We start from the raw sequence: 22,041 nt of genomic DNA on the forward strand, positions 1-22,041 counted from the left end.
GTAAACGGGCGGTTCCACCACTTACATACGTGGCGTATGTCTAAGAAGTAGTTGCATACGTGGCGTATGTCAAATAAAATACGCGCCGTATGTGAACAGGAGGCTCCATGCGCAAACCGCGCGAGGAAATGATCGCTGAAACCAGGGCAAAGCTGATCGCCGCCGGACGCCACGCCTTCGGCACGGTCGGCTATGCGGGTTCCTCGATGGACGACTTCACTGGCCATGCCGGGCTGACGCGCGGCGCGCTCTACCATCATTTCGGTGATAAAAAGGGGCTGCTGCAGGCGGTCATCCGGGAAATCGATGCGGAAATGACGGTCCGGCTCCACCGGATTTCGTCTGCCGCGCCGAACCGCTGGCAGGGTTTCGTGGACGAATGCGTCGCCTATATCGAGATGGCGCTGGAGCCCGAAATCCAGCGCATCATGTTCCGTGACGGGCCGGCCGTGCTTGGGGATATCTCGCAATGGCCGACCAACAACGGCTGTATCGCCGCCCTCAGCGGCAGCATCGACCAGTTGAAGGCCGACGGCGTGATGGCCGATATCGACACGGAGGGTGCCGCGCGGCTGATCAACGGGGCAAGCAGCCATGCGGCGCTGTGGATCGCCAATTCCGACGATCCGGAGGGGACGTCGAAACGCGCGGTGCGCGGGTTTCGCATCCTGCTGGAAGGCCTGCGCACGAGGAGCTGACGGGCTTTCACGAGCCCGCCGGAGCTTCCTTCAGTTCCGAAGCATTGGTGCCGATCGTCATCGTATTGCCGCGCCAGTCGATGGCGCCGCCGATCCAGGCACGCAGCCAGATGGCCGGCATCATGACATCGCGCACCATCATCGCCGGCACGGACCAGCGCGACAGGCGCCAGCCCTTGGAGCGCGCAAGGGCGACCTCCGGCAGATAGATGGCAACGAGCACCGCCAGCACCGTGGGCAGAAGTGTCAGGTCGCCGAGTGCGACGGCGGCAAGCGCAAGCAGGAGCGGCGGCAGCACGCCGAGAAGAATCTCCGGCGCGAAGAAACCCGGAAACGTCACACGGCGCAGGCGTGACCAGCGGGCCTGGCGCGACCAGATCTCCTGCTCCGTGCGGCGACCGAGCGGCTGCTCGAAGGGGGCGGAGACGAGGTGGACTTTCAAACCGAGACGGTTGACCAGCTTGGTGGAGGCGGCGTCTTCGGCGATTTCCGCATTCAGCGCATGGATTCCGCCATTGGCATCGAGCATCGGCTTGTACCACAGCATGCTCTTGCCTTGCGCGAAGCCGAGGCCGACGGCCTCGCCGGCATATTGCCAACGCGCCTGCTGGGTGTTGAGGAACATGCACTCGACTTCCGCCCAGAAGCCCTCCGGGCGCGAGCCGAGCGGCGTGGAGCAGACGAGGCCGGAATCGCTCCGCCAGCTGCCCATGAGGTGCTGGATATATTCCGGCGGCATCAGCACGTTGGAATCAGCGAGGATGACCCAGTCGTACCGGGCCGCCTGCCAGCCCTTCACGCAATTGTTCAGCTTTGGATTGGCGCTGATACGGTCGTCGCCGACCAGGATGCGCATCTCGACATGCGGGTAGGCAATGGCAGCCTTCTCGATTTCCGGGATGACCGGGTCATTGCCATGGGCAACGCAGAACAGCAGTTCGTAGCGCGGCCAGGTGAGGCGGAAGGCACGCTCCAGCGTCTCGGCGGTAAAATTCTCGATGCCGCGGACGGGAACGACGAGGGAGACGGGCGGCTTCTTGCGCAGATCCGGCGGCGGCGCACCGGTCGCATCCAGTCGCCTGCCGGCGATGAGGATGCTGACGAGATTGGTCGCGACGAGAGCGCCCGAGGCAAGGGCGAAGGCCTGAGCCATGTCCATTCACGCAGTCTCCGAAAGGCGCTGCGCTCGAGGCGCGTCTGCCGAGGTGCATTCACGCGCGAAGGAACACCATTGTCACATGACAGGGGAATGACGGGCGGGGCGGTGACGCCTGAAATGCCGGTTCCTCCCCTTCATGCGGCGGAGAAGGGGAGGAAGACATTGAAGTTTTCGAGGCCTATGGTTCAGGAGAGAAATGCGGCGGTGGTCGTGACCTTGCCGTAGCCGAACTCCAGCGCCGACATGATGGTGGCGTGCACCTGGGCCGCGGGTACGACCGAATCGCCGAAGGTCTTGTCGCGCGTCGCGCAGGCGTCGTGCACCACGGTCAGGTCATAGCCGAGATCGGCGGCGGCGCGGGCCGTGGCGTCGATGCAGACGTCGCTCATGGCGCCGACGACCACGACCTCCTCAATGCCGCCCGCTTGCAGCGTGTCATGCAGGGCCGTGTCGCGGAAGGAGTTCGGGTAGTTCTTGATGACCACGGTGTCGCCTGCCTCGGGCTTCACCGCTGCGATGGGGCTGATACCGTCCGTGTCCGGCGCAAAGAGCGGCGAATCGGCTTCCTTTGAGACATGGTGGACATGGACGATCCTGTCGCCCCGGTCGCGGGCAGCGGCGACGACGCGGGCGGCGTTTTCCGCGGCGGCATCGATGCCGTCAAGCGCGAAGCTGCCCGAGGCGAGATAGTCCTTCTGGAGATCGACGATGATGATGGCGCGTTTGCTCATGGGAAATCCTTGTCCTGAGTTGATGTCGTGGACATTCTGCCTCCAGACTGCCATTTCTGGCCATTGGCGATACCGACATAATCAAGGGTGAAAGTGACATGGCGTCCTCGGCCGAAATCGGACTGGTGCTCTATCCCGGCGCGCAGATGGCGGCCGTGCTGGGCATGACGGACCTTTTCAATTCGGCAACGCATCTGGCGCAGGCGAAGTGCGGGGCCGGCGCGGCGATCCGGGTGAGCCACTGGCGGCTGGAGGATGGCAAGCCGGTGCGCACGAATGCCAGCGACGTGCCGGAGGCGGCGGCGACGCCCGCCGTGCTCGTGCTGCCGCCGGCTCTCGGGGATCCTATCCTCCGCGAAGATGCGGCGCCCTTTGCCGCCTGGTTGCGGGAATGCCACGCTTCCGGCATCCAGCTCGCCTCGATATGCGCCGGCGCCTTTCTTCTCGGGGAAACCGGCCTGCTTTCCGGGCGCACGATCACCACCAACTGGGTCATTGCGGAAACATTCGAAGTGCGTTTTCCGGATGTCTTCGTCGATACCGACCGGCTGCTCAATGACGATGGCGATATCGTGACGGCGGGAGGTGTGATGGCTTGGGTCGATCTCGGCCTGAAGCTGATCGACCGCTTCCTGGGGCCGACGATCATGCTGGACGTCGCGCGCCAGTTCGTCGTCGATCCACCCGGCCGAGAGCAGCGTTACTACAGCACCTTTTCGCCGCGTCTGCTGCACGGCGATGCGGCCATTCTCAAGGTGCAGCATTTCCTCCAGGCCAACGAGGCGAAGGAGACGGCGGTGGATGTGCTGGCCGCCCAGGCCGGATTGGAAGAGCGCACGTTCCTCCGGCGCTTCCGCAAGGCGACGGGGCTCACGACCTCGGATTATTACCAGCGCCTTCGGGTCGCCAAGGCGCAGGAACTGTTGCAGTTCACGGCGCGGTCGGTCGATATCGTCGCGCTGGATGTGGGTTACAACGATCCCGGCGCGTTCCGCAAAGTCTTCGCGCGCATCGTCGGGCTGACGCCGGGGGAGTATCGCAAGCGTTTCCGCTCCTGACTATTCGGGGCGTTGGCGGTTGCGCACGACGGTCACGGTGCAGGGGGCATGGGCGGCCACCTCGCCGGAAACGCTGCCGAGCATCGAGCGCATCGCCGATTCGGCCCGCGCGCCCATTACGATATGGTCGACATAGTTTTCGCGCGCATATTTGAGGATCGCATCGGCCGGCGAAACGGCTTCCAGCACATGGAACGTGATACCGCCGCCCGGCGTCGGCAGGCCGGTGGACCAGGTGCGCAGTTCGACCAGACGCATCACATGCTTGTTGCGGCCTTCGTCATCAAGGGAGGTATCGAGGGCGATGCGGTTGATCTTCAGGACATTGAGGCAGGCGATGCGGGCATCGGGCGTGTTTTCGATGATGCGCGCGACCGTTCGACGCTTCGCTTCGGCAAGCTCGGGCGTGCCGCCTGCAAGATCGATCGCCACCGCGACGATCGGGGCGTTTGCACGCTGCGTCTCCGCCGTCTGCGGCTTCACGGTCTCGATGGGCACGGGGTTGAAACGGCGGCGCAGCACCGTGCCGAAGGAGTCACGTTTCATTTTCTCCGCCCGCGCGGTGAGCTTGACGGAGGACAGATCCTGCAGATCGAGGGCGAGCTGGGCTGCACTCGGGTAACGCCAGGCGGGGTTCACCTCCAGGCAGCGCAGGATGATTTCCTGCAGGGCCGGCGGGATCGACGTGTTGCGGGCGCGCGGCGGCAGCGGATCGCGCCAGAGCCGCCGTTTCAGGCCCTTCAGCCGTTGCGGATCGCCGAAGGGGCGCTCGCCGGTCGCGAAGAAATAGAGCATGACGCCGAGCGCGAAGAGGTCGCTGCGAAAATCGCTGCGCGTGCCGAGTACCTGCTCGGGCGCCATATAGGGGGCGGTGCCATAGGGCAGGCGAAACTGCTCGTCCATCAGGTCCGGCAGGTGGATATGGCGGGCGAGGCCATAGTCGATCAGCACCGCTTCGCCGCTCTCGCGGAACATGACATTGGAGGGCTTGAGATCGAGATGCACGACATTCTGCCGGTGCAGCGAATCGAGCGCGACAGCGACCTTGGCGCCGATGGCGGCAACCTCCTCTGGCGGCAGCGGCAGGCGCTCGATCAGCGGATAGAGCGAGGTGCCGGGCAGCCGCTCCATGATGATGTAGGGAAGCGTCGCGAAATCGCCGTTGGCGACGAAGCGCGGCACATGCGGACCGGAAAGGCGCGGCAGGATCATCTGCTCCATCTCGAAGCCGACGATGGCGGCGGGGTCGTCGCCTTCGCCGATGACCGGCACCTTCATGAGGATGGGATGGGCGATATCCGGTCGCGAGACCTTCCAGATCCGCGCCATGCCGCCGTTGTGGGCGATGGACTCGACGACGAAACCATCGATTTCATCGCCGGGTTGCAGACGTGCCTTGACCATCAGCGCCCCTCGAACAGCCGGTCGGCGAGCGAGAGCGGCAGACCGGCAGCACGAATCTTGCCGGCCGCGGTCTCCACGTCGTAGGCGGCGCGCAGGAAGCGGAGCTCGGCATTCTCCGTATCGTAGAGCGCGAAGGCGGCGCAGGGATTGCCGTCGCGCGGCTGGCCGACCGCTCCCATCACGGCAAGCCAGCGGCGCTGCTGCAGGAGCGGCACCGGCGTTGCCGCCACCGGGCAGAAATGCGTGATCCTGCCACCGACGGCGCTGCAGTAGAGCGCCGGCTTGTGAACATGGCCGCAGAAACTGACGCGCGCCTCGCAGGCATCCAGGTGCTGGCCGGCATCGCTGGCGTCCAGAACGTAGTTCCAATCGGACGGCGCGCTCGCATCGGCATGCACGAAGAGGCAATCCCCGTCACGCGCCTTGAAGGGCAGGCCGGCGAGAAAGGCGCGCGTATCGCTGCCGAGCTGCCGGCGGGTCCATTCAAGCGCCATTGTCGCCGTCTGGTTCATCGTGACGGAGGCATTGCCGACGGCATCGTCATGGTTGCCACGCAGCACGATGGCGCCGGCTTGCGTAAGCGCCCGCGCCGTTTCCGCGCACCATTCCGGATCGGCGCCGTAGCCGACGATATCGCCGAGCACGACGAAACGCTCCGCACCCGCCGCATCCGCGGCGGCAAGCACGGCTTCGAAGGCTTCTCGGTTGCCGTGAATATCGGAGAGGATGGCAAGCAGCATGGTCTTCCAAACGATTGCGGTGACGCAGCATAGCGCGCCTTGCAGCAGGCAGCCATTCGACGGAAGGGGAATATGGACCCGTGGAGTTGCGTTTCGTCAGGATTGTCCGAAGGCAAAGAGATCCGCGTCGCCATCGTCGTGGCCGGCAATATCCGACGAAACGATCTCGGCGGCGATCTGGCTGAAGGTGATGCCGTTGCCGCCGAAGCCCATGACGGCGAAGACGTCGGGCAGGTTCGGCACGCGGCCGATTAGCGGCAGGCCTGTACGGGTGATGCCGAAGGGGGCCGCCCAAACATGATCCGGCTCCGGCAGTGCGGTGCCGAGCAGGGTTTCCGCCTTTCGGCGGATGATCCTGGCCTTTTGGCGGAGTTTCGAGCGCGACTTATAGGCGTCTTCGCTGTCCTCGTCCTCGCCGCCGACGATCAGCCGGCCGTCGCGGGTGCGGCGCAGATAGAGATAGGGATCGGCGCCTTCCCATACGATGCAGTCTTTCAGCCAATCCGGCAGCTTTGTGCCGGGCGGTGTGGACAGCGCCCAGGTGGAGACGATGGCGTGGTTCTTGTCCGCGACAGCCTCGAGGAACTCGTAGCCCGAGCAGAAGACGGCATGCGCGGCGGAGAGAATCCCGCCCTCCGACGTCGCAAGGAAAACGCCGCCTGCAGGCGTTGCGCGCACATCGGTGATCTCGAGAGGGCTGACCAATTCGACGCCGTGCGCCATCGCCGCGCGCAAAATGCCCGCCGCCATCCGGGCCGGATTGGCGGAGGCGGAGATGTCGCTGAGGATGGCGCCGGTGCGGTGTATGGCGAAGCGGTCGGCGAGGGCGTGGCCGTCGAGGAACTCCGCGTCTATCGCGGCGGCCCGACGGGCCTCCACTTCGGCGCGAAGGGCGCGCTGGCCATAGGTGTCGCCGGCCAGAAAAAGCGTTTTCTTGCGTTCGAAGCCGCAGGAAATCTTCAGGTCCGCAACGATCCGCGAGAGTTGCTCGACCGCGCGGGCGGAGCGCTGCCAGGCGCGCCGGGCATTGCCTTGACCGATCATGTCCGCCAGCTTGTGCAGCGGGATGTCGATCTCGTGCTGGATCATCGCCGTACTGGCGAGCGTGCTTCCGTGCACCGGCTTGCGTCGGTCGATGACGAGTATGCGGCGCTTTCCATCCGCCAATGCGTGCGCCATCAGCGCGCCGGAAATGCCGGCGCCGACGATGATGACGTCGTAGTCGCTTGCGGAAGGCTTCCGATGCAGGCGAAGGGAAAGGCGGGAAGAGCCCGCCCAGAGCGGGCGGGATTCGTGCAGGTCGCGCTGGCGGGTGATGTCGCGGGGTGTGGAAATGGGCCGGCTCCGGAGCAAGTCGTCCGGCCAAAATGGCCGGCCAGCGGAAAAGTTCCGCTTGTCGGCCACGGGCGCCCTGCGCGCTTGCATTGCGGGCGCAAAGCATGCAAAGCACGGGACGCCTGAAACACGACCGGATTTTTCGCCATGACCGTGAGTTCGAGAACACCCCGCCCGATCGATCATCTGGTGCTGCCGGTGTCCGATCTCGGTGTCGCGCGCGACCGCCTGACGGCACTCGGTTTTACTGTTGCCAAGGATGCCCGCCATCCCTTCGGTACCGAGAACTGTTGTGTGTTCCTCGCCGATGGCAGCTATCTGGAGCCGCTCGGCATCGCCAATCGCGAGGAATGCGAGGAAGCGGCGCGCGAGGGCAATGCCTTCGTGGCACGGGACCAGGCCTTCCGTTTTCGCCGTGGTCTCGAAGGTTTTTCCGGCATTGCCATGGTAACATCGGATGCGCTGGACGATGACAAGCGCTACGCTTCGGCGGGCCTTTCCGGCGGTCCGGTGCTTGAATTTTCTCGCGACATGGTGCTGCCGGACGGCACCACCGCAACCGGAAGCTTCCGGCTCGCCTTTGCCGCGGATCTGCGCAGCCCGGATTTCTTCTTCTTCGCTTCTCAGCGCGTCCGGCCATTGCCCTCCGACCGCAAGGCTCTGGAAGTGCATGAGAATGGCGTTGTCGGCCTTGCCGAAGTCGTGTTGTCGGAGCAGAATCCCACGGATTTCCAGTATCTGGTGCAGGAAGCGGCCGATGAACGCGAAGTCGAGGCGTTGTCTTTTGGCATGACCGTCGATACGCCGCGTGGCCGCATCACCGTTCTGAACGATGCCGGGCTTGAGGGCTTTTACGGTATTGCACCGGTGGCCGGCACGGACCGTGGCCTGAAGGGGCGGGCGGTGGTGTTCAAGGTTGCCAGCCTCGAGGCCTGTCAGCGCACACTTACCGACCGCGGTGTCATGTTACAGATACGCGACAACCGTATCGTGGTGCCGCCGGCGCCCGGTCAGGGCGTCCATTTTGTCTTCGGAGAATAAAATGCAAACAAATTCGACCGTTGTCGTCGGCGAAGGGCCGAGGAAGGTCACCTTTTCGCAGACAGCGCGCTTCTCGCTGATCGCTGGTCCCTGCCAGATGGAAAGCCGCGACCATGCCTATATGATGGCCGGCGCGCTCGTCGAAATGACCGACAAGCTCGGCATTGGCCTCGTCTACAAATCGTCCTTCGACAAGGCGAACCGCACGTCGCTCTCCGGCAAGCGCGGCATCGGGCTTGAGAAGGCACTGGAAATCTTCGCCGACCTCAAGAAGGATTTCGGCTTTCCGGTCGTGACGGACATTCATACGGAAGAGCAGTGCGCGGTCGTCGCAAAGACCGTCGACATGCTGCAGATTCCGGCCTTCCTGTCGCGCCAGACTGACCTCTTGGTCGCCGCCGCCAAGACCGGCCGCGTCATCAATGTCAAGAAGGGCCAGTTCCTCGCCCCCTGGGACATGAAGAACGTGCTTGCCAAGTTCACCGACAGCGGCAACCCGAATGTCATGCTCTGTGAACGTGGCGCCTCCTTCGGCTATAACACGCTGGTGTCCGACATGCGCTCGCTACCGATCATGGCGTCGCTCGGCGCGCCCGTGGTCTTCGACGCGACCCATTCCGTGCAGCAGCCGGGCGGGCAGGGCGGTTCGTCCGGCGGCGACCGCAAGTTCGTCGAGACCCTTTCGCGCGCTGCCATTGCGGTCGGCATTGCCGGCCTCTTCGTCGAGACGCACGAGGATCCGGACAACGCACCGTCCGACGGTCCCAACATGGTGTACCTGAAGGACATGCCGCGGCTTCTGGAGAAGCTGGTCGCCTTCGACGACATCGCCAAGGCGTAAGACATTTCAAACGGATGACATGATCCCGTGTCATCCGTTTTTTCTTGGGCGGAAACGCCATTGTAATTTCTGCATCGTCGATTAAAAGTGGATTTTAATCGATTAATAAACCCCGAACCAGGACGATATCCATGACTGCTATCATCGACATCATCGGCCGCGAGATTCTCGACAGCCGCGGCAACCCCACCGTCGAAGTGGACGTGCACCTCGAGGATGGCAGCTTCGGCCGCGCGGCCGTTCCGTCGGGCGCCTCGACCGGTGCGCACGAAGCCGTCGAACTGCGCGATGGTGGCAAGCGCTACCTCGGCAAGGGTGTCGAAAACGCCGTCGCCGCCGTCAACGGCGAAATTTTCGAAGCCATCGGCGGCCTCGAGGCTGAAGACCAGATCGCCGTCGACCAGACGATGATCGAACTGGACGGCACGCCGAACAAGGCCCGTCTCGGCGCAAACGCCATCCTCGGCGTGTCGCTCGCCGTCGCCAAGGCTGCCGCCGAAGCCGCCAACCTGCCGCTCTTCCGTTATGTCGGCGGCCCGAACGCCCGCGTCCTGCCGGTGCCGATGATGAACATCATCAATGGCGGCGCCCATGCCGACAACCCGATCGACTTCCAGGAATTCATGATCGTTCCGGTCGGCGCCGACAACATCCGCGACGCTGTGCGCATGGGTTCGGAAGTGTTCCACACGCTGAAGAAGCAGCTTGCCGCCGACGGCCACAACACCAACGTTGGTGACGAAGGCGGTTTCGCGCCGGGTCTCGCTTCGGCTCCGGCTGCCCTCGACTTCATCATGAAGTCGATCGAGAAGGCCGGCTACCGTCCGGGCGAAGACATGCATATCGCGCTCGACTGCGCCTCGACCGAATTCTTCAAGGACGGCAAGTACGTTCTGGAAGGCGAAGGCCGCACGCTGGAGCCGGAAGCCATGGCCGAATACCTGGCCGAGCTGGCCGCCAAGTACCCGATCTTCTCGATCGAAGACGGCATGGCCGAGGACGACTGGGATGGCTGGAAGTCGCTGACCGACAAGATCGGCAAGAAGGTGCAGCTGGTCGGCGATGACCTGTTCGTCACCAACTCCGCGCGTCTGCGCGACGGTATCAAGATGGGCGTCGCCAACTCGATCCTCGTCAAGGTCAACCAGATCGGCTCGCTGTCGGAAACGCTGGACGCCGTCGAGACCGCGCACAAGGCAAGCTACACGGCCGTCATGTCGCACCGTTCGGGCGAGACCGAGGATTCGACGATTGCCGATCTCGCGGTTGCCACGAACTGCGGTCAGATCAAGACCGGCTCGCTCGCGCGCTCCGACCGTACCGCCAAGTACAACCAGCTGATCCGCATCGAGGAACTGCTGGGCGCCCAGGCCAAGTATGCCGGCCGCAGCATCCTGCGCGGCTGATCGAAAAACAGTTTTTCCGAAATGGCGAAACCCGCGTCGAGAGGCGCGGGTTTTGTTTTTTTGGGGGTGGGCAACGGTCTATTGGGACGTGCTATGGCCCGCCCTTTTAATGCAGCGTCTGCCGTGTGGCGTGGATCCTCGGCTCAAGGCCGAGGATGACGGAGGGTAGGTTTGCGGGAGTGATATAGGGAATGTCTGTTGGGGGATGATGAAATGGTGAGGGGGAGCGAGGGAGCGTCCCTCGCGGCGCGTCGCGCGGTTGCTTCTGCCGGTCACTTCTCTTCTTTCGTCATCCTCGGGCTTGACCCGAGGATCCACGCCCGGAATGCTGCCTTGTCCATCCCGTTCGCGCCCCGCAGGCTTTTCCGCCTTCCGGTCCCATCGTGGTCAATGATCGGTTAACCGCTTGGCGCTAATGTCTGAAACGTATTGCGTATCGGGGCACGTGCATGTGGACCAAACACCATAAGAAGCGGAAATTCGGGCGGCTGACGCTGCCGGTAATTACAGTCGCATTCCTCTCCTACTTCGGTTATCATTCCGTCCATGGTGACTTCGGTCTGCGCGGAATGGAGGATTTCGAGCGACAGAGAGTGGAACGGCAGGCGCGTCTGGACGTGCTCGTGCGGCAGCGCCAGATCCTGGAAAAAGAAGTGGCTCTGATGAGCGACGGTTCGCTCGAGCGTGACATGCTCGACGAGAAGGCGCGCTCGTATCTCAATATGTCAAAGGCCGACGAAATCGTCATTTTCCACTGATCATGTCGATTAACCGAAATCAGGTTAATCATAAATACCCCTTACTAATCAGTGGCTTGCCGAGAATATAAGCCATGCATTTATAGCATTGCTACGATGGGCATTCTTCCCTATGGTTTCGTCAAAAGGCAAACATAGGGAGGAACCGATGGCTCCGCGCAAGACCGCGTCCACGTCCAGCCGCAAAGCGGCGGCAAAGCCTGCACGAAACGACTCGATTGGCTCCAACAGTCTGGTTTTCACCAGGGAAGAAGAGCTTCACGCCTACCGCGAGATGCTGCTGATCCGCCGCTTCGAAGAGAAGGCCGGTCAGCTTTACGGCATGGGCGTCATCGGCGGTTTCTGTCACCTCTATATCGGCCAGGAAGCTGTCGTCGTCGGCATGCAGATGGCGCAGAAGGATGGCGACCAGGTCATCACCTCCTATCGTGACCACGGCCACATGATCGCGCTCGGTATGAGCGCGCGTGGCGTCATGTCTGAGCTGACCGGGCGCCGGGGCGGCTTGTCCAAGGGCAAGGGCGGCTCCATGCACATGTTCTCCAAGGAGAAGGGCTTCTACGGCGGCCACGGCATCGTCGGCGGACAGGTCTCGCTTGGCACGGGTCTCGCATTCGCCAACAAGTATCGCGGCAACGACCAGGTGTCGGTGACCTATTTCGGTGACGGCGCGGCCAACCAGGGCCAGGTCTACGAGAGCTTCAACATGGCCGCTCTCTGGAAGCTGCCGGTCGTCTACATCATCGAGAACAACCGTTATGCGATGGGCACGTCGACCGCCCGCTCCACGGCGCAGTCGAACTTCGCCAAGCGCGGTGAAGGCTTCGGCATTCCCGGCGTTCAGGTCGATGGCATGGATGTGCGTGCGGTCAAGGCTGCGGCCGACGAAGCCATCGCGCATTGCCGGGCCGGCAAGGGCCCCTATATCCTGGAAATGCTGACCTATCGCTATCGCGGCCACTCGATGTCCGACCCGGCGAAGTACCGTTCCAAGGATGAAGTGCAGAAGATGCGCTCCGAGCATGATCCTCTCGAGCAGGTCAAGGCCCGCCTTCTGGAGCAGGGCTGGGCGAGCGAGGACGATCTGAAGCAGATCGACAAGGACGTCCGCGACATCGTCGCCGACAGTGCCGAATTCGCCCAGGCCGATCCAGAGCCGGATGTATCCGAACTCTACACCGACATCCTGCTTTGATCCGGGGGAGACAGACATGCCCGTAGATATTCTTATGCCCGCGCTCTCTCCGACGATGGAGGAGGGCACACTTTCCAAATGGATCAAGAACGAAGGCGACACCGTGAAATCTGGTGACGTGATCGCCGAGATCGAGACCGACAAGGCGACGATGGAAGTCGAAGCCGTCGATGAGGGCGTTATCGGCAAGATCCTGATTCCGGCCGGTTCGGAAGGCGTCAAGGTCAACTCCATCATCGCCGTTCTGCTGCAGGATGGCGAAAGCGCCGATGCGCTTTCCGCGCCCAAGGCTGCGGAAAAGCAGGAAGCGGCAAGCCCGAAGGTCGAGGAAGCTGAAAAGCCGACGGCACAGGGTTCCGCCTCCGCACCGGTTCCGGCCGCGCCGAAGGCCGAAGTCGCCGCCGATCCGGACATCCCGGCCGGCACCGAAATGGTGAGCATGACGGTGCGTGAAGCGCTGCGTGACGCCATGGCGGAAGAAATGCGTCGCGACGGCGACGTCTTCATCATGGGTGAGGAAGTCGCCGAATATCAGGGCGCCTATAAGATTACCCAGGGCCTGCTGCAGGAATTCGGCGACAAGCGCGTCATCGACACCCCGATCACCGAGCACGGCTTTGCCGGTATCGGCGTCGGTGCTGCCATGTCGGGCCTCAAGCCGATCGTTGAGTTCATGACGTTCAACTTCGCCATGCAGGCGATCGACCACATCGTCAACTCGGCGGCAAAGACGCTCTACATGTCGGGTGGCCAGATGGGCGCACCGATCGTCTTCCGCGGCCCGAGCGGTGCAGCCGCACGCGTCGGTGCCCAGCACTCGCAGTGCTATGCCGCATGGTACAGCCAGATTCCGGGCCTCAAGGTCGTCATGCCCTACACGGCAGCTGACGCAAAGGGCCTGCTCAAGGCCGCCATCCGCGACCCGAACCCGGTCGTCTTCCTCGAAAACGAAATTCTCTACGGCCACAGCTTCGAGGTTCCGAAGCTTGACGATCTGGTTCTGCCGATCGGCAAGGCGCGCATCCACCGCAGGGGCAAGGACGCGACGCTCGTCTCCTTCGGCATCGGCATGACCTATGCTATCAAGGCCGTGGCGGAACTGGAGAAGGAAGGCATCGACGTCGAGTTGATCGACCTTCGCACGATCCGTCCGATGGATCTGCCGACCATCATCGAATCGGTGAAGAAGACCGGTCGCCTTGTGACCGTCGAGGAAGGTTTCCCGCAGTCGTCCGTTGGCGATTTCATCGCCAACCGCGTCCATCGCGAAGCTTTCGACTATCTTGACGCGCCTGTCGTCACGATTGCCGGCAAGGACGTTCCGATGCCTTACGCCGCCAACCTCGAAAAGCTGGCGCTGCCGAATGTAGGTGAAGTCGTCGAGGCGGTGAAGGCCGTCTGCTACAAGTAACGGGAGGGCGCGAAATGCCGATCAACATTACGATGCCCGCTCTCTCGCCCACCATGGAAGAGGGCAATCTTGCCAAGTGGCTCGTCAAGGAAGGCGACACCGTGAAATCCGGTGACGTCATCGCCGAGATCGAGACCGACAAGGCGACTATGGAAGTCGAAGCCGTCGACGAAGGCGTTGTCGCCAAGATCGTCGTTGCCGCCGGTACGGAAGGCGTGAAGGTCAACAGCCTGATCGCCATCCTCGCCGCCGATGGCGAAGATGTGTCTGCTGCAGCGAGCAGTGGCGGTTCGGCCGCGCCGAAGGCGGAAGCCAAGGCTGCCGAAGCGCCGAAGGAAGCCGAAAAGCCGGCTGCCGCTGCTCCGGCGCCCGTTGCTGCCGCTCCGGCGGCTGCGCAGAATCATGGCGGCAGCGGCCTGTTCTCCTCGCCGCTCGCCCGCCGCATTGCCAAGGACGCCGGCCTCGACATCAAGTCGGTCGCCGGTTCCGGCCCGCATGGCCGCGTGGTCAAGGGTGACGTCGAGAAGGCGATTGCCTCCGGCGGTGCCAAGCCCGCCGCTGCTACCGCCCCGGCGGCTGCTGGATCCGCTGCGCCGGCCGCTGCCCCCAAGGGCATGTCGGAAGAGGCCGTGCTCAAGCTGTTCGAGGCCGGCTCTTACGAGCTCGTGCCACATGACGGCATGCGCAAGACCATCGCCAAGCGCCTGCAGGAATCCAAGCAGACGATCCCGCATTTCTACGTTTCCGTGGATGTCGAGCTCGACGCGCTTCTGGCCCTGCGCGCCCAGATCAACGGCTCCGCCCCGGAGAAGGACGGCAAGCCGGCCTACAAGCTTTCGGTCAACGACATGGTCATCAAGGCCATGGCGCTTGCCCTGCGCGACGTGCCGGATGCCAACGTCTCCTGGACCGATACGAACATGGTCAAGCACAAGCACGCGGATGTCGGCGTCGCCGTCTCCATCCCAGGCGGCCTGATCACGCCGATCATCCGCAGCGCGGAACTGAAGAGCCTGTCGGCCATCTCCAACGAGATGAAGGACCTCGGCAAGCGTGCCAAGGAACGCAAGCTGAAACCCGAAGAGTACCAGGGCGGCACAACGGCAGTCTCCAACATGGGCATGATGGGCGTGAAGAACTTTGCGGCCGTCGTCAACCCGCCGCATGCGACGATCCTGGCGGTCGGCGCGGGCGAAGAGCGCGTCGTGGTCAAGAAGGGCCAGATGGTCATCGTCAACGCGATGACGGTCACGCTCTCCACCGACCACCGCTGCGTTGATGGTGCGCTCGGCGCCGAGCTGCTCGGTGCCTTCAAGCGCTACATCGAAAGCCCGATGGGGATGCTCGTCTGATAGCGGGGTGCGACCATGAAGACGGTTCTCTGCTACGGCGACAGCCTGACCTGGGGTTACAACGCGGAAACGCTCGACCGGCATGCCTTCGAGGATCGCTGGCCGAGCGTGCTCGCCAAAGCCCTGGGACCTGACGTCACCGTCATCGCGGAGGGTCTCAACGGCCGCACCACCGCCTATGACGACCATCTGGCGGATTGCGACCGCAATGGTGCGCGCATTCTGCCGACGATTCTGCACAGCCACGATCCGATCGATCTCGTCATCCTGTTCCTCGGCGCCAATGACATGAAGCCGACCATCTGCGGCACAGCCTTCGGCGCCGTTCAGGGCATGGAGCGGCTGGTGGAGCTGGTGCGTCACCACGCCTGGTCGTTCGATAGCGCTGAGGGGCCGGAGGTGCTCGTCGTCTCCCCGCCGCAGCTTTGCGAAACGGCCAACACTGCCTTCGCGGCGATGTTTGCCGGCGGCGTCGAGCAATCGGCGATGCTAGCGACGCTCTATGCGGACCTGGCGGATGAAACCGGCTGCGGCTTCTTCGATGCCGGCTCGGTCGCGGAGACGACACCGCTCGACGGCGTGCATCTCGATGCGAAGAACACACGCGCAATCGGCAAGGGTCTCGAGCCGGTCGTGCGCATGATGCTCGGATTGTAATTCTAGAGAACGTGAGACGCGGCTATAGGCCCGCGCGAGAAACAAGGCAGGAAACGACATGGCTCAGACTTACGACGTCATCGTTATCGGTTCGGGTCCGGGCGGCTACATCGCCGCGATCCGTGCAGCGCAGCTCGGCCTGAAGACGGCCATCGTGGAGCGTGAACATCTCGCCGGCATCTGCTCCAACTGGGGCTGCATTCCGACCAAGGCGCTGCTGCGCTCGGCCGAAATCTTCCACTATGCCCAGCACCCCGGCGACTACGGCATCAAGGTCGAGGGAACGGTGACGCCGGACCTGAAGGCCATCGTCGCCCGCTCGCGCGGCATTGCCCAGCGCATGAACGGCGGCGTCGGCTTCCTGATGAAGAAGAACAAGGTCGACATCATCTGGGGTGAGGCCAAGATCACCAAGCCCGGCGAGATCGTCGTTTCCAAGACGACGAAGGCGATCCAGCAGCCGCAGGCACCGCTGCCGAAGAACGTTCTGCCCGAAGGCACCTACACGGCGAAGAACATCGTCATCGCAACGGGTGCGCGTCCGCGTGCGCTGCCGGGCATCGAGCCGGATGGCAAGCTGATCTGGACCTATTTCGAGGCGATGAAGCCGGAGGAAATGCCCAAATCGCTGCTCGTCATGGGCTCGGGCGCCATCGGCATCGAATTCGCCTCCTTCTATCGCACGCTGGGCGTCGATGTGACGGTCGTCGAAGTGATGAAGACGGTCATGCCGGTCGAGGACGTCGAAATCTCGGCACTCGCCAAGAAGCAGTTCGAAAAGCAGGGCATGAAGATCCATCTGGAAGCCAAGGTCGCCAAGGTGGAGAAGGGCGCCAACTCGATTACCGCCCATGTCGAAATGAAGGACGGCAAGGTCGAGAAGATCACCGCCGACCGCATGATCTCCGCCGTCGGCGTGCAGGCCAATATCGAGAATATCGGCCTTGAGGCCATCGGCGTGAAGACCGACCGCGGCTTCATCGCCATCGACGGCTACGGCAAGACCAACGTGCCCGGAATCTATGCCATCGGCGACGTCGCCGGCCCGCCGATGCTCGCCCACAAGGCCGAGCACGAAGCCGTCATCTGCATCGAGAAGATCGCCGGCCTGCCGAACGTCCACCCGATGGACAAGTCCAAAATCCCGGGCTGCACCTATTGCCACCCGCAGGTCGCCTCCGTCGGTCTCACGGAAGCCAAGGCCAAGGAACAGGGCCGCGATATCCGCGTCGGCCGCTTCACCTTCGCCGGCAACGGCAAGGCCGTGGCGCTCGGCGAGGACCAGGGCATGGTCAAGACGATCTTCGACAAGAAGACCGGCGAACTGCTCGGCGCCCATATGGTCGGCGCTGAAGTGACCGAGATGATCCAGGGTTTTGTCGTCGCCATGAACCTGGAGACGACAGAGGAAGAGCTGATGCACACGATCTTCCCGCATCCGACGATCTCGGAAACGATGAAGGAAAGCGTGCTCGATGCCTATGGGCGTGCGCTCAACGCTTGAACGTGCTAAAGCCCGCCTCCACATGAGGCGGGCTCGCTTTTTCAATGTCCGCAAGACAGGCGCAACGGCCTGCTAGGAAGTGGATAGACATGGTCACGATTCTCGACCGCACCAAACTTGATCCCGAAGCCAAGCGCGTGCGCCATCCGGAAAAGGCCAAGCGGCCGGACACGGAAGTGTTGCGCAAGCCGGAATGGATCCGCGTCAGGGCGCCGGTTTCCAAGGGCTATCAGGAAACGCGCGATCTGGTGCGCTCGCACAAGCTGGTGACGGTGTGCGAGGAAGCGGGCTGCCCGAATATCGGCGAGTGCTGGGACAAGAAGCACGCGACCTTCATGATCATGGGCGAGATCTGTACCCGCGCCTGCGCCTTCTGCAACGTGGCGACGGGCAAACCCAATGCGCTCGACATGGCGGAGCCGGAAAACGTCGCCAAGGCCGTCAAGCAGATGGGCCTTTCGCACGTCGTCATCACCTCGGTCGACCGTGACGATCTTGCCGATGGTGGCGCCGAGCATTTCGAGAAGGTGATCTGGGCCATTCGTGCGGCCTCGCCGCTGACCACGATCGAAATCCTGACGCCGGACTTCCTGAAGAAGCCGGGCGCGCTGGAACGTGTCGTCGCCGCCAAGCCCGACGTCTTCAACCACAATATGGAAACCGTGCCGGGCAACTACCTGACCGTCCGTCCGGGTGCGCGCTACTTCCACTCCGTGCGCCTGTTGCAGCGCGTGAAGGAACTCGACCCGACCATGTTCACCAAGTCGGGCATCATGGTGGGCCTCGGCGAGGAGCGCAACGAAGTGCTCCAGCTGATGGATGATCTGCGCACCGCCGATGTCGACTTCCTGACCATCGGCCAGTACCTCCAGCCGACCCGCAAGCACCATGCCGTCATGAGCTTCGTGACGCCGGAGGAGTTCAAGTCCTACGAAACCGTCGCCTATTCCAAGGGTTTTCTGATGGTGTCGTCGAGCCCGCTGACCCGCTCCTCGCACCATGCCGGCGACGACTTCGCCCGCCTCAAGGCTGCGCGTGAGCGCAAGCTTCTGGTCGCCGCGGAATAGACTTTCCGCCGCGAATGGATTTTCCCAAACGCTTCCTTTAAACCCGCCGTCCGCCCGACGGCGGGTTTTTCGTTTCAGGAGGCTGCGATGACGATGGCTCCGGAGGCTGCGGCCGAACGGTTGAAGACGGCGGAGCGTGTGCTGGTGATCGGTTGTTCGGGAAGCGGCAAAAGCACGCTGGCCCGACAACTCGCCGACAGGCTCAGCCTGCCTTATGTCTCGATGGACCGCGAGATCTTCTGGCTGCCGGGCTGGCAGTCGCGGCCGCGCGCCGAGGCCTTGGCGCGCCTGGAAGGCATGGTTGCGCAGGAGCGCTGGATCATGGATGGCACAAGTCCCGGCACCTTGCCGCTGCGCCTGCCGCGCACCGATCTCGTCCTCTGGCTGCGGCCGCCGCGCTGGATGTCGATCTATGGTGTGGTTTCGCGCTGGCTGCGCTATCGCGGACGCACGCGGCCCGAGATGGCAGAGAACTGCCCGGAGCGGATCAACCGCGAATTCCTGACCTATGTGTGGAATTTCGAGAAGACCGAGAGCCCGGAGATCGAGCATAATCTTGCGGCCTATGGCCGCGACGTGCCGGTTTGCGTGTTGAAATCGCGGTCGGAGAACCGGGCGCTACTTGCGCTTCTAGAGGCGAAATACTAGCTCTCGGCCATGCCCAAGTTCGAAACCCGCCGTTCTGTTCCCTATACCCCCAAGCAGATGTACGACCTTGTGGCCGACGTCGAGCGCTACCCACAGTTCCTGCCACTCTGCGAGGCCCTGACCGTGCGTTCGCGCAAGGAGCGCGAGGGCAAGGAACTGCTGATCGCCGATATGACCACCGGCTACAAGGCAATCCGCGAAACGTTCACGACGCAGGTGCTGCTGGACCCGGCCGAATGGGCCATCGACGTGAAATATATCGACGGTCCGTTCCGCTATCTCGACAACCGCTGGCGTTTCGAGCCGCTGCCTGATGGTGGATGCTCGGTGTATTTCTTCATCGATTACGAGTTCAAGAGCCGCATTCTCGGCGCGTTGATGGGCTCGATGTTCGACCGTGCCTTCCGCATGTTCACCGAGGCTTTCGACAAGCGCGCCGCCGCGATTTATCCGGCCGCCTGAATTTTTCTGATCGATCGTCCGTTACCGGGACATGATCACCCGGTTTGCGCCCTTCGCCCTCATCGCCTTCATTTGCACGCCTGCGGCCGCGCAGGAAGCGCCGGGAGACTACATCCTGCTTCTCGACGAACAGAGCCGGCCGCTCGCCGGCAGTTATCGTGTCGGGCCTGATGTGAAGATGACGATCGAGGGCAGAGAGGGCGGCTTGCCCCGAAATCCGGTCTATCTGGATCGCGCCTTCTTCCCCACGCGCGAGGCGGAGATGCTGGCTTTCTACAATACGCGCCATGCCTATTCCTCCGATCCGGCGGCCATCGACGTCGGCGGCGAGATGCGCATCGTGGACAAGGAGACGCTGCAGCCGCCGCTCTTCAAGGACCAGAAGCCGGAGCGCGAGAAGGCGCTGAAAGTGAAGGTCTCGGCGCGTCTGGCCTTCGAGGCGAGCGGCTACAAGCTCGTCGGCAAGGCCTATACCGTCGAAGGGGCCGAACTTGGCGACGAGGACCGGCGCCTCGGGGATTTTTTCCATGTCGAGACGTTCGATATCGTGCTGCCTGCGCCGGCGGCTCGCAAGATCGCTGCCGTCGAGATCGGCAAGGCCTTGAGTTCAAGCGATTTCGAGGCGCTTTTCGTGGAGCGGACAAGCCCCATTCCGGATTTCACGAAATGCATCAGCGACAAGCGCAAGACAGCTGACTACAAGGCGCTCGCCGAAAAGCAGAAGGCGAGCGTCGATGCTTTCCTCGCGAAGAATTTCCCGGAGGGGCAGGTTTTCTGGGCAGATACGGCGCGCTACGAGGCGAATTTCGCCATGAGCGTCTATGCGCTCTGCCCGAATTAATCCCGCGCGATCTCGATCAGCATTTCCAGCGCGGTGCGCACCGTCGCAAGTCTGACGGCATTGCGGCCGATATCGCCATAGCGCATTTCCCGATGCAGCGTCTCATGGCCCGTGCGCGCGGCAGCGAGGTGGACGAGACCGACCGGCTTTTCCTCCGTGCCGCCGCCCGGACCGGCAATACCGGTCACGGCAATCGAGATATTGGCGCCGGAATTGCCGATGGCGCCCTGCGCCATTTCCAGCGCGGTCGGGCGCGAGACGGCGCCGTGCGCCTTCAGCGTCGCGTTGGCGACGCCGATCATTTCGCGCTTGGCCTCGTTGGAATAGGTGACGAAGCCGCGGTCGAAGACAGTCGAGGAACCGGGGATTTCCGTGATCACGCCGGCAATCAGCCCTGCGGTGCAGGATTCGGCTGTGGCGATGAGCAGCTTTTTCTCCGTGAAATCGGCAACGATGCTGCGCGCGGTCTCTTCGATATCTTCAGGCCAGAAACTCATGCGTCGGTTCCCTTGTAGACGACGGTGGCGGTGGCGATGGCGGCAATGCCTTCGCGGCGGCCGATGAAGCCGATCTTCTCGTTGGTCGTGGCCTTCACCGAACAGCGGTCGATGGAGATGCCGAGGAAATCCGAGAGGTTCTGGCGCATGGCATCGCGGTGCGGGCCGACCTTCGGTGCCTCGGCGATCAGCGAGATGTCGGCATTCATGATCGTGCCGCCGTTCGCGCGCACGATGTTTGCCGCGTGTTCCAGGAAGATGCGCGAGGCGGCTCCCTTCCACTGCATGTCCGACGGCGGGAAATGATCGCCGATATCGCCGGCGCCACAGGTGGCCAGCAGGGCATCGGTGAGGGCGTGCAGCGCGACGTCGGCGTCGGAATGGCCGGACAGTTTCTGGTCGTGCGGAATGAACAGGCCGCAGAGCGTCACGCCATCGCCGTCGACGAGCTGGTGCACGTCATAGCCGTTGCCGGTGCGCACATCGGGCAAACCGTGGGAAAGGCGCTGATCGGCCATGGCGATATCCTTCTGCAATGTAAGCTTGACGTTACCGGCGCTGCCTTCGACGAGATGCACGCGCACGCCGGCCCATTCGGCAATCGAGGCGTCGTCGGTGAAATCCGTGCGGCCGGAGGCGGCTGCGCGACGATGCGCTTCGAGGATGGTGGCGAAGTGGAAGGACTGCGGCGTCTGCGCGGCAAAGAGGCCGGAGCGCGAGACGGTTTCCGCGACGTTGCCGTTCGCATCGGCGCGCTTCAACGTATCGGCGACCGCGACGGCGGGCAGGACGGCGCGCGCACCGTGGCTGAAGGCGGCAAGCGTGCGTTCCAGGATGGCAGGTTCGACAAAGGGGCGCACGGCATCCTGGATCAGCACATGACTGATCTCGTCCTTCTCCAGCACTTCGAGGCCGGCAAGCACCGATTGCTGACGGGTCGTGCCGCCATGCACGACGGTGAGGCGATCGCCGGCGGGCAGGGCGTTTTCGCGCGCCATCTCGAACAAGGCCGCGTCATCGGGATGTATCACGACCACGATACGCCGGGCGGGCTGCCAATTGACAAAGAGATCGAGCGTATGGGAGATGACCGGCCTTCCGCCGATGCGGCGGTATTGCTTGGGGCCTTCGGCATGACTGCCGGCCCGCTCACCGCGACCGGCGGCAACGATCACCACACCGCAGGAATGCGCGTTTTCCGCCTGCATTTCGGTCATCGACCTCCCGTTTCAAAGC

General features: G+C 63.2%; 22 protein-coding genes. 15 read left to right on the top strand and 7 right to left on the bottom strand.

Features of this window, described 5'->3' with window-relative positions:
- The first annotated feature begins 107 nt into the window (after window positions 1-107).
- Entirely contained in the window at window positions 108-698 is a 591-nt protein-coding gene (locus MUU55_RS00525; protein WP_244758825.1) for a TetR/AcrR family transcriptional regulator, read from the top strand.
- Between the two features lie 7 nt (window positions 699-705).
- Here MUU55_RS00525 and MUU55_RS00530 read toward each other — a convergent pair whose 3' ends face one another.
- Together MUU55_RS00530 and MUU55_RS00535 are read right to left on the bottom strand one after the other, a co-directional pair.
- Window positions 706-1,851 carry a ceramide glucosyltransferase gene (locus MUU55_RS00530; RefSeq protein ID WP_244759833.1) on the bottom strand — a complete coding sequence of 382 codons (1,146 nt, stop codon included), beginning with the start codon at window positions 1,849-1,851 and terminating at the stop codon, window positions 706-708.
- 191 nt (window positions 1,852-2,042) lie between these two features.
- Window positions 2,043-2,588 carry an isochorismatase family protein gene (locus MUU55_RS00535; protein ID WP_244758826.1) on the bottom strand — a complete coding sequence of 182 codons (546 nt, stop codon included), beginning with the start codon at window positions 2,586-2,588 and terminating at the stop codon, window positions 2,043-2,045.
- Window positions 2,589-2,686: 98 nt separating this feature from the next.
- On the opposite strand from MUU55_RS00535, the gene MUU55_RS00540 reads away from it, so the two are divergent.
- Entirely contained in the window at window positions 2,687-3,646 is a 960-nt protein-coding gene (locus MUU55_RS00540; protein ID WP_244758827.1) for a GlxA family transcriptional regulator, read from the top strand.
- Here the strand turns inward: MUU55_RS00540 and MUU55_RS00545 are convergent, their stop codons facing one another.
- The 3 genes from MUU55_RS00545 to MUU55_RS00555 all read right to left on the bottom strand — a co-directional run bounded on the left by MUU55_RS00545 (window position 3,647) and on the right by MUU55_RS00555 (window position 7,143).
- Window positions 3,647-5,050 carry a bifunctional serine/threonine-protein kinase/universal stress protein gene (locus MUU55_RS00545; RefSeq protein WP_244758828.1) on the bottom strand — a complete coding sequence of 468 codons (1,404 nt, stop codon included), beginning with the start codon at window positions 5,048-5,050 and terminating at the stop codon, window positions 3,647-3,649. It abuts the gene before it with no gap.
- Window positions 5,050-5,790 carry a metallophosphoesterase family protein gene (locus MUU55_RS00550; protein ID WP_244758829.1) on the bottom strand — a complete coding sequence of 247 codons (741 nt, stop codon included), beginning with the start codon at window positions 5,788-5,790 and terminating at the stop codon, window positions 5,050-5,052. The genes MUU55_RS00545 and MUU55_RS00550 overlap by 1 nt, the downstream gene beginning before the upstream one ends.
- A 96-nt stretch (window positions 5,791-5,886) precedes the next feature.
- Window positions 5,887-7,143 carry an NAD(P)/FAD-dependent oxidoreductase gene (locus MUU55_RS00555; protein WP_244758830.1) on the bottom strand — a complete coding sequence of 419 codons (1,257 nt, stop codon included), beginning with the start codon at window positions 7,141-7,143 and terminating at the stop codon, window positions 5,887-5,889.
- A 129-nt stretch (window positions 7,144-7,272) separates the two neighbouring features.
- On the opposite strand from MUU55_RS00555, the gene MUU55_RS00560 reads away from it, so the two are divergent.
- The 13 genes from MUU55_RS00560 (at window position 7,273) to MUU55_RS00620 (ending at window position 20,308) form a co-directional block, all read left to right on the top strand.
- Window positions 7,273-8,166, top strand: a complete 894-nt coding sequence (locus MUU55_RS00560) for a VOC family protein (protein ID WP_244758831.1) — start codon at window positions 7,273-7,275, stop codon at window positions 8,164-8,166.
- A 1-nt stretch (window position 8,167) separates the two neighbouring features.
- Window positions 8,168-9,007 (top strand): 3-deoxy-8-phosphooctulonate synthase, encoded by an 840-nt coding sequence (gene kdsA / locus MUU55_RS00565; RefSeq protein ID WP_244758832.1) that lies wholly within the window; start codon window positions 8,168-8,170, stop codon window positions 9,005-9,007.
- 131 nt (window positions 9,008-9,138) lie between these two features.
- On the top strand, window positions 9,139-10,413 hold the full coding sequence (eno, locus tag MUU55_RS00570; RefSeq protein ID WP_244758833.1) for a phosphopyruvate hydratase: 1,275 nt from the start codon (window positions 9,139-9,141) through the stop codon (window positions 10,411-10,413).
- A 449-nt stretch (window positions 10,414-10,862) separates the two neighbouring features.
- Complete coding sequence (locus MUU55_RS00575; protein ID WP_117371052.1) at window positions 10,863-11,171, top strand: FtsB family cell division protein; 309 nt, start codon at window positions 10,863-10,865, stop codon at window positions 11,169-11,171.
- A 148-nt stretch (window positions 11,172-11,319) separates the two neighbouring features.
- Window positions 11,320-12,366 (top strand): pyruvate dehydrogenase (acetyl-transferring) E1 component subunit alpha, encoded by a 1,047-nt coding sequence (gene pdhA, locus MUU55_RS00580; RefSeq protein ID WP_244758834.1) that lies wholly within the window; start codon window positions 11,320-11,322, stop codon window positions 12,364-12,366.
- Between the two features lie 16 nt (window positions 12,367-12,382).
- Window positions 12,383-13,777 carry a pyruvate dehydrogenase complex E1 component subunit beta gene (locus MUU55_RS00585; RefSeq protein ID WP_244758835.1) on the top strand — a complete coding sequence of 465 codons (1,395 nt, stop codon included), beginning with the start codon at window positions 12,383-12,385 and terminating at the stop codon, window positions 13,775-13,777.
- A 14-nt stretch (window positions 13,778-13,791) separates the two neighbouring features.
- Window positions 13,792-15,129 carry a pyruvate dehydrogenase complex dihydrolipoamide acetyltransferase gene (locus tag MUU55_RS00590; protein ID WP_244758836.1) on the top strand — a complete coding sequence of 446 codons (1,338 nt, stop codon included), beginning with the start codon at window positions 13,792-13,794 and terminating at the stop codon, window positions 15,127-15,129.
- 15 nt (window positions 15,130-15,144) lie between these two features.
- Window positions 15,145-15,786 (top strand): SGNH/GDSL hydrolase family protein, encoded by a 642-nt coding sequence (locus MUU55_RS00595; protein ID WP_244758837.1) that lies wholly within the window; start codon window positions 15,145-15,147, stop codon window positions 15,784-15,786.
- 58 nt (window positions 15,787-15,844) lie between these two features.
- Window positions 15,845-17,290 carry a dihydrolipoyl dehydrogenase gene (gene lpdA, locus MUU55_RS00600; protein ID WP_244758838.1) on the top strand — a complete coding sequence of 482 codons (1,446 nt, stop codon included), beginning with the start codon at window positions 15,845-15,847 and terminating at the stop codon, window positions 17,288-17,290.
- 89 nt (window positions 17,291-17,379) lie between these two features.
- Window positions 17,380-18,357: a lipoyl synthase gene (lipA, locus tag MUU55_RS00605; RefSeq protein WP_244758839.1), complete on the top strand. Its 978-nt coding sequence runs from the start codon at window positions 17,380-17,382 to the stop codon at window positions 18,355-18,357.
- Window positions 18,358-18,444: 87 nt separating this feature from the next.
- Window positions 18,445-19,005, top strand: coding sequence for a P-loop NTPase family protein (locus tag MUU55_RS00610; RefSeq protein ID WP_244758840.1), 561 nt, complete (start codon window positions 18,445-18,447; stop codon window positions 19,003-19,005).
- A gap of 9 nt (window positions 19,006-19,014) precedes the next feature.
- Window positions 19,015-19,467: a type II toxin-antitoxin system RatA family toxin gene (locus MUU55_RS00615; protein WP_244758841.1), complete on the top strand. Its 453-nt coding sequence runs from the start codon at window positions 19,015-19,017 to the stop codon at window positions 19,465-19,467.
- 31 nt (window positions 19,468-19,498) lie between these two features.
- The gene (locus tag MUU55_RS00620) at window positions 19,499-20,308 is read left to right on the top strand and encodes a hypothetical protein (RefSeq protein ID WP_244758842.1); all 810 of its coding nucleotides are present in this window, start codon (window positions 19,499-19,501) and stop codon (window positions 20,306-20,308) included.
- Here MUU55_RS00620 and MUU55_RS00625 read toward each other — a convergent pair.
- Together MUU55_RS00625 and MUU55_RS00630 are read right to left on the bottom strand one after the other, a co-directional pair.
- Window positions 20,305-20,805 (bottom strand): CinA family protein, encoded by a 501-nt coding sequence (locus tag MUU55_RS00625; RefSeq protein ID WP_244758843.1) that lies wholly within the window; start codon window positions 20,803-20,805, stop codon window positions 20,305-20,307. The genes MUU55_RS00620 and MUU55_RS00625 overlap by 4 nt on opposite strands.
- On the bottom strand, window positions 20,802-22,022 hold the full coding sequence (locus tag MUU55_RS00630) for a bifunctional 2-C-methyl-D-erythritol 4-phosphate cytidylyltransferase/2-C-methyl-D-erythritol 2,4-cyclodiphosphate synthase (protein ID WP_244758844.1): 1,221 nt from the start codon (window positions 22,020-22,022) through the stop codon (window positions 20,802-20,804). The genes MUU55_RS00625 and MUU55_RS00630 overlap by 4 nt, the downstream gene beginning before the upstream one ends.
- Window positions 22,023-22,041 lie beyond the last annotated feature (19 nt).

This window comes from Shinella curvata, from assembly GCF_022899935.1.
GTDB classification, from domain to species: Bacteria; Pseudomonadota; Alphaproteobacteria; order Rhizobiales; family Rhizobiaceae; genus Shinella; species Shinella curvata.

Excerpts from the sequence above, each read along its gene's own strand:
- MUU55_RS00525 (WP_244758825.1), top strand. The coding sequence starts at position 108 with ATGCGCAAACCGCGCGAGGAAATGATCGCTGAAACCAGGGCAAAGCTG.
- MUU55_RS00530 (WP_244759833.1), bottom strand. The coding sequence starts at position 1,851 with ATGGCTCAGGCCTTCGCCCTTGCCTCGGGCGCTCTCGTCGCGACCAAT.
- MUU55_RS00535 (WP_244758826.1), bottom strand. The coding sequence starts at position 2,588 with ATGAGCAAACGCGCCATCATCATCGTCGATCTCCAGAAGGACTATCTC.
- MUU55_RS00540 (WP_244758827.1), top strand. The coding sequence starts at position 2,687 with ATGGCGTCCTCGGCCGAAATCGGACTGGTGCTCTATCCCGGCGCGCAG.
- MUU55_RS00545 (WP_244758828.1), bottom strand. The coding sequence starts at position 5,050 with ATGGTCAAGGCACGTCTGCAACCCGGCGATGAAATCGATGGTTTCGTC.
- MUU55_RS00550 (WP_244758829.1), bottom strand. The coding sequence starts at position 5,790 with ATGCTGCTTGCCATCCTCTCCGATATTCACGGCAACCGAGAAGCCTTC.
- MUU55_RS00560 (WP_244758831.1), top strand. The coding sequence starts at position 7,273 with ATGACCGTGAGTTCGAGAACACCCCGCCCGATCGATCATCTGGTGCTG.
- kdsA (WP_244758832.1), top strand. The coding sequence starts at position 8,168 with ATGCAAACAAATTCGACCGTTGTCGTCGGCGAAGGGCCGAGGAAGGTC.
- eno (WP_244758833.1), top strand. The coding sequence starts at position 9,139 with ATGACTGCTATCATCGACATCATCGGCCGCGAGATTCTCGACAGCCGC.
- MUU55_RS00575 (WP_117371052.1), top strand. The coding sequence starts at position 10,863 with ATGTGGACCAAACACCATAAGAAGCGGAAATTCGGGCGGCTGACGCTG.
- pdhA (WP_244758834.1), top strand. The coding sequence starts at position 11,320 with ATGGCTCCGCGCAAGACCGCGTCCACGTCCAGCCGCAAAGCGGCGGCA.
- MUU55_RS00585 (WP_244758835.1), top strand. The coding sequence starts at position 12,383 with ATGCCCGTAGATATTCTTATGCCCGCGCTCTCTCCGACGATGGAGGAG.
- MUU55_RS00590 (WP_244758836.1), top strand. The coding sequence starts at position 13,792 with ATGCCGATCAACATTACGATGCCCGCTCTCTCGCCCACCATGGAAGAG.
- MUU55_RS00595 (WP_244758837.1), top strand. The coding sequence starts at position 15,145 with ATGAAGACGGTTCTCTGCTACGGCGACAGCCTGACCTGGGGTTACAAC.
- lpdA (WP_244758838.1), top strand. The coding sequence starts at position 15,845 with ATGGCTCAGACTTACGACGTCATCGTTATCGGTTCGGGTCCGGGCGGC.
- lipA (WP_244758839.1), top strand. The coding sequence starts at position 17,380 with ATGGTCACGATTCTCGACCGCACCAAACTTGATCCCGAAGCCAAGCGC.
- MUU55_RS00610 (WP_244758840.1), top strand. The coding sequence starts at position 18,445 with ATGACGATGGCTCCGGAGGCTGCGGCCGAACGGTTGAAGACGGCGGAG.
- MUU55_RS00615 (WP_244758841.1), top strand. The coding sequence starts at position 19,015 with ATGCCCAAGTTCGAAACCCGCCGTTCTGTTCCCTATACCCCCAAGCAG.
- MUU55_RS00620 (WP_244758842.1), top strand. The coding sequence starts at position 19,499 with ATGATCACCCGGTTTGCGCCCTTCGCCCTCATCGCCTTCATTTGCACG.
- MUU55_RS00625 (WP_244758843.1), bottom strand. The coding sequence starts at position 20,805 with ATGAGTTTCTGGCCTGAAGATATCGAAGAGACCGCGCGCAGCATCGTT.
- MUU55_RS00630 (WP_244758844.1), bottom strand. The coding sequence starts at position 22,022 with ATGACCGAAATGCAGGCGGAAAACGCGCATTCCTGCGGTGTGGTGATC.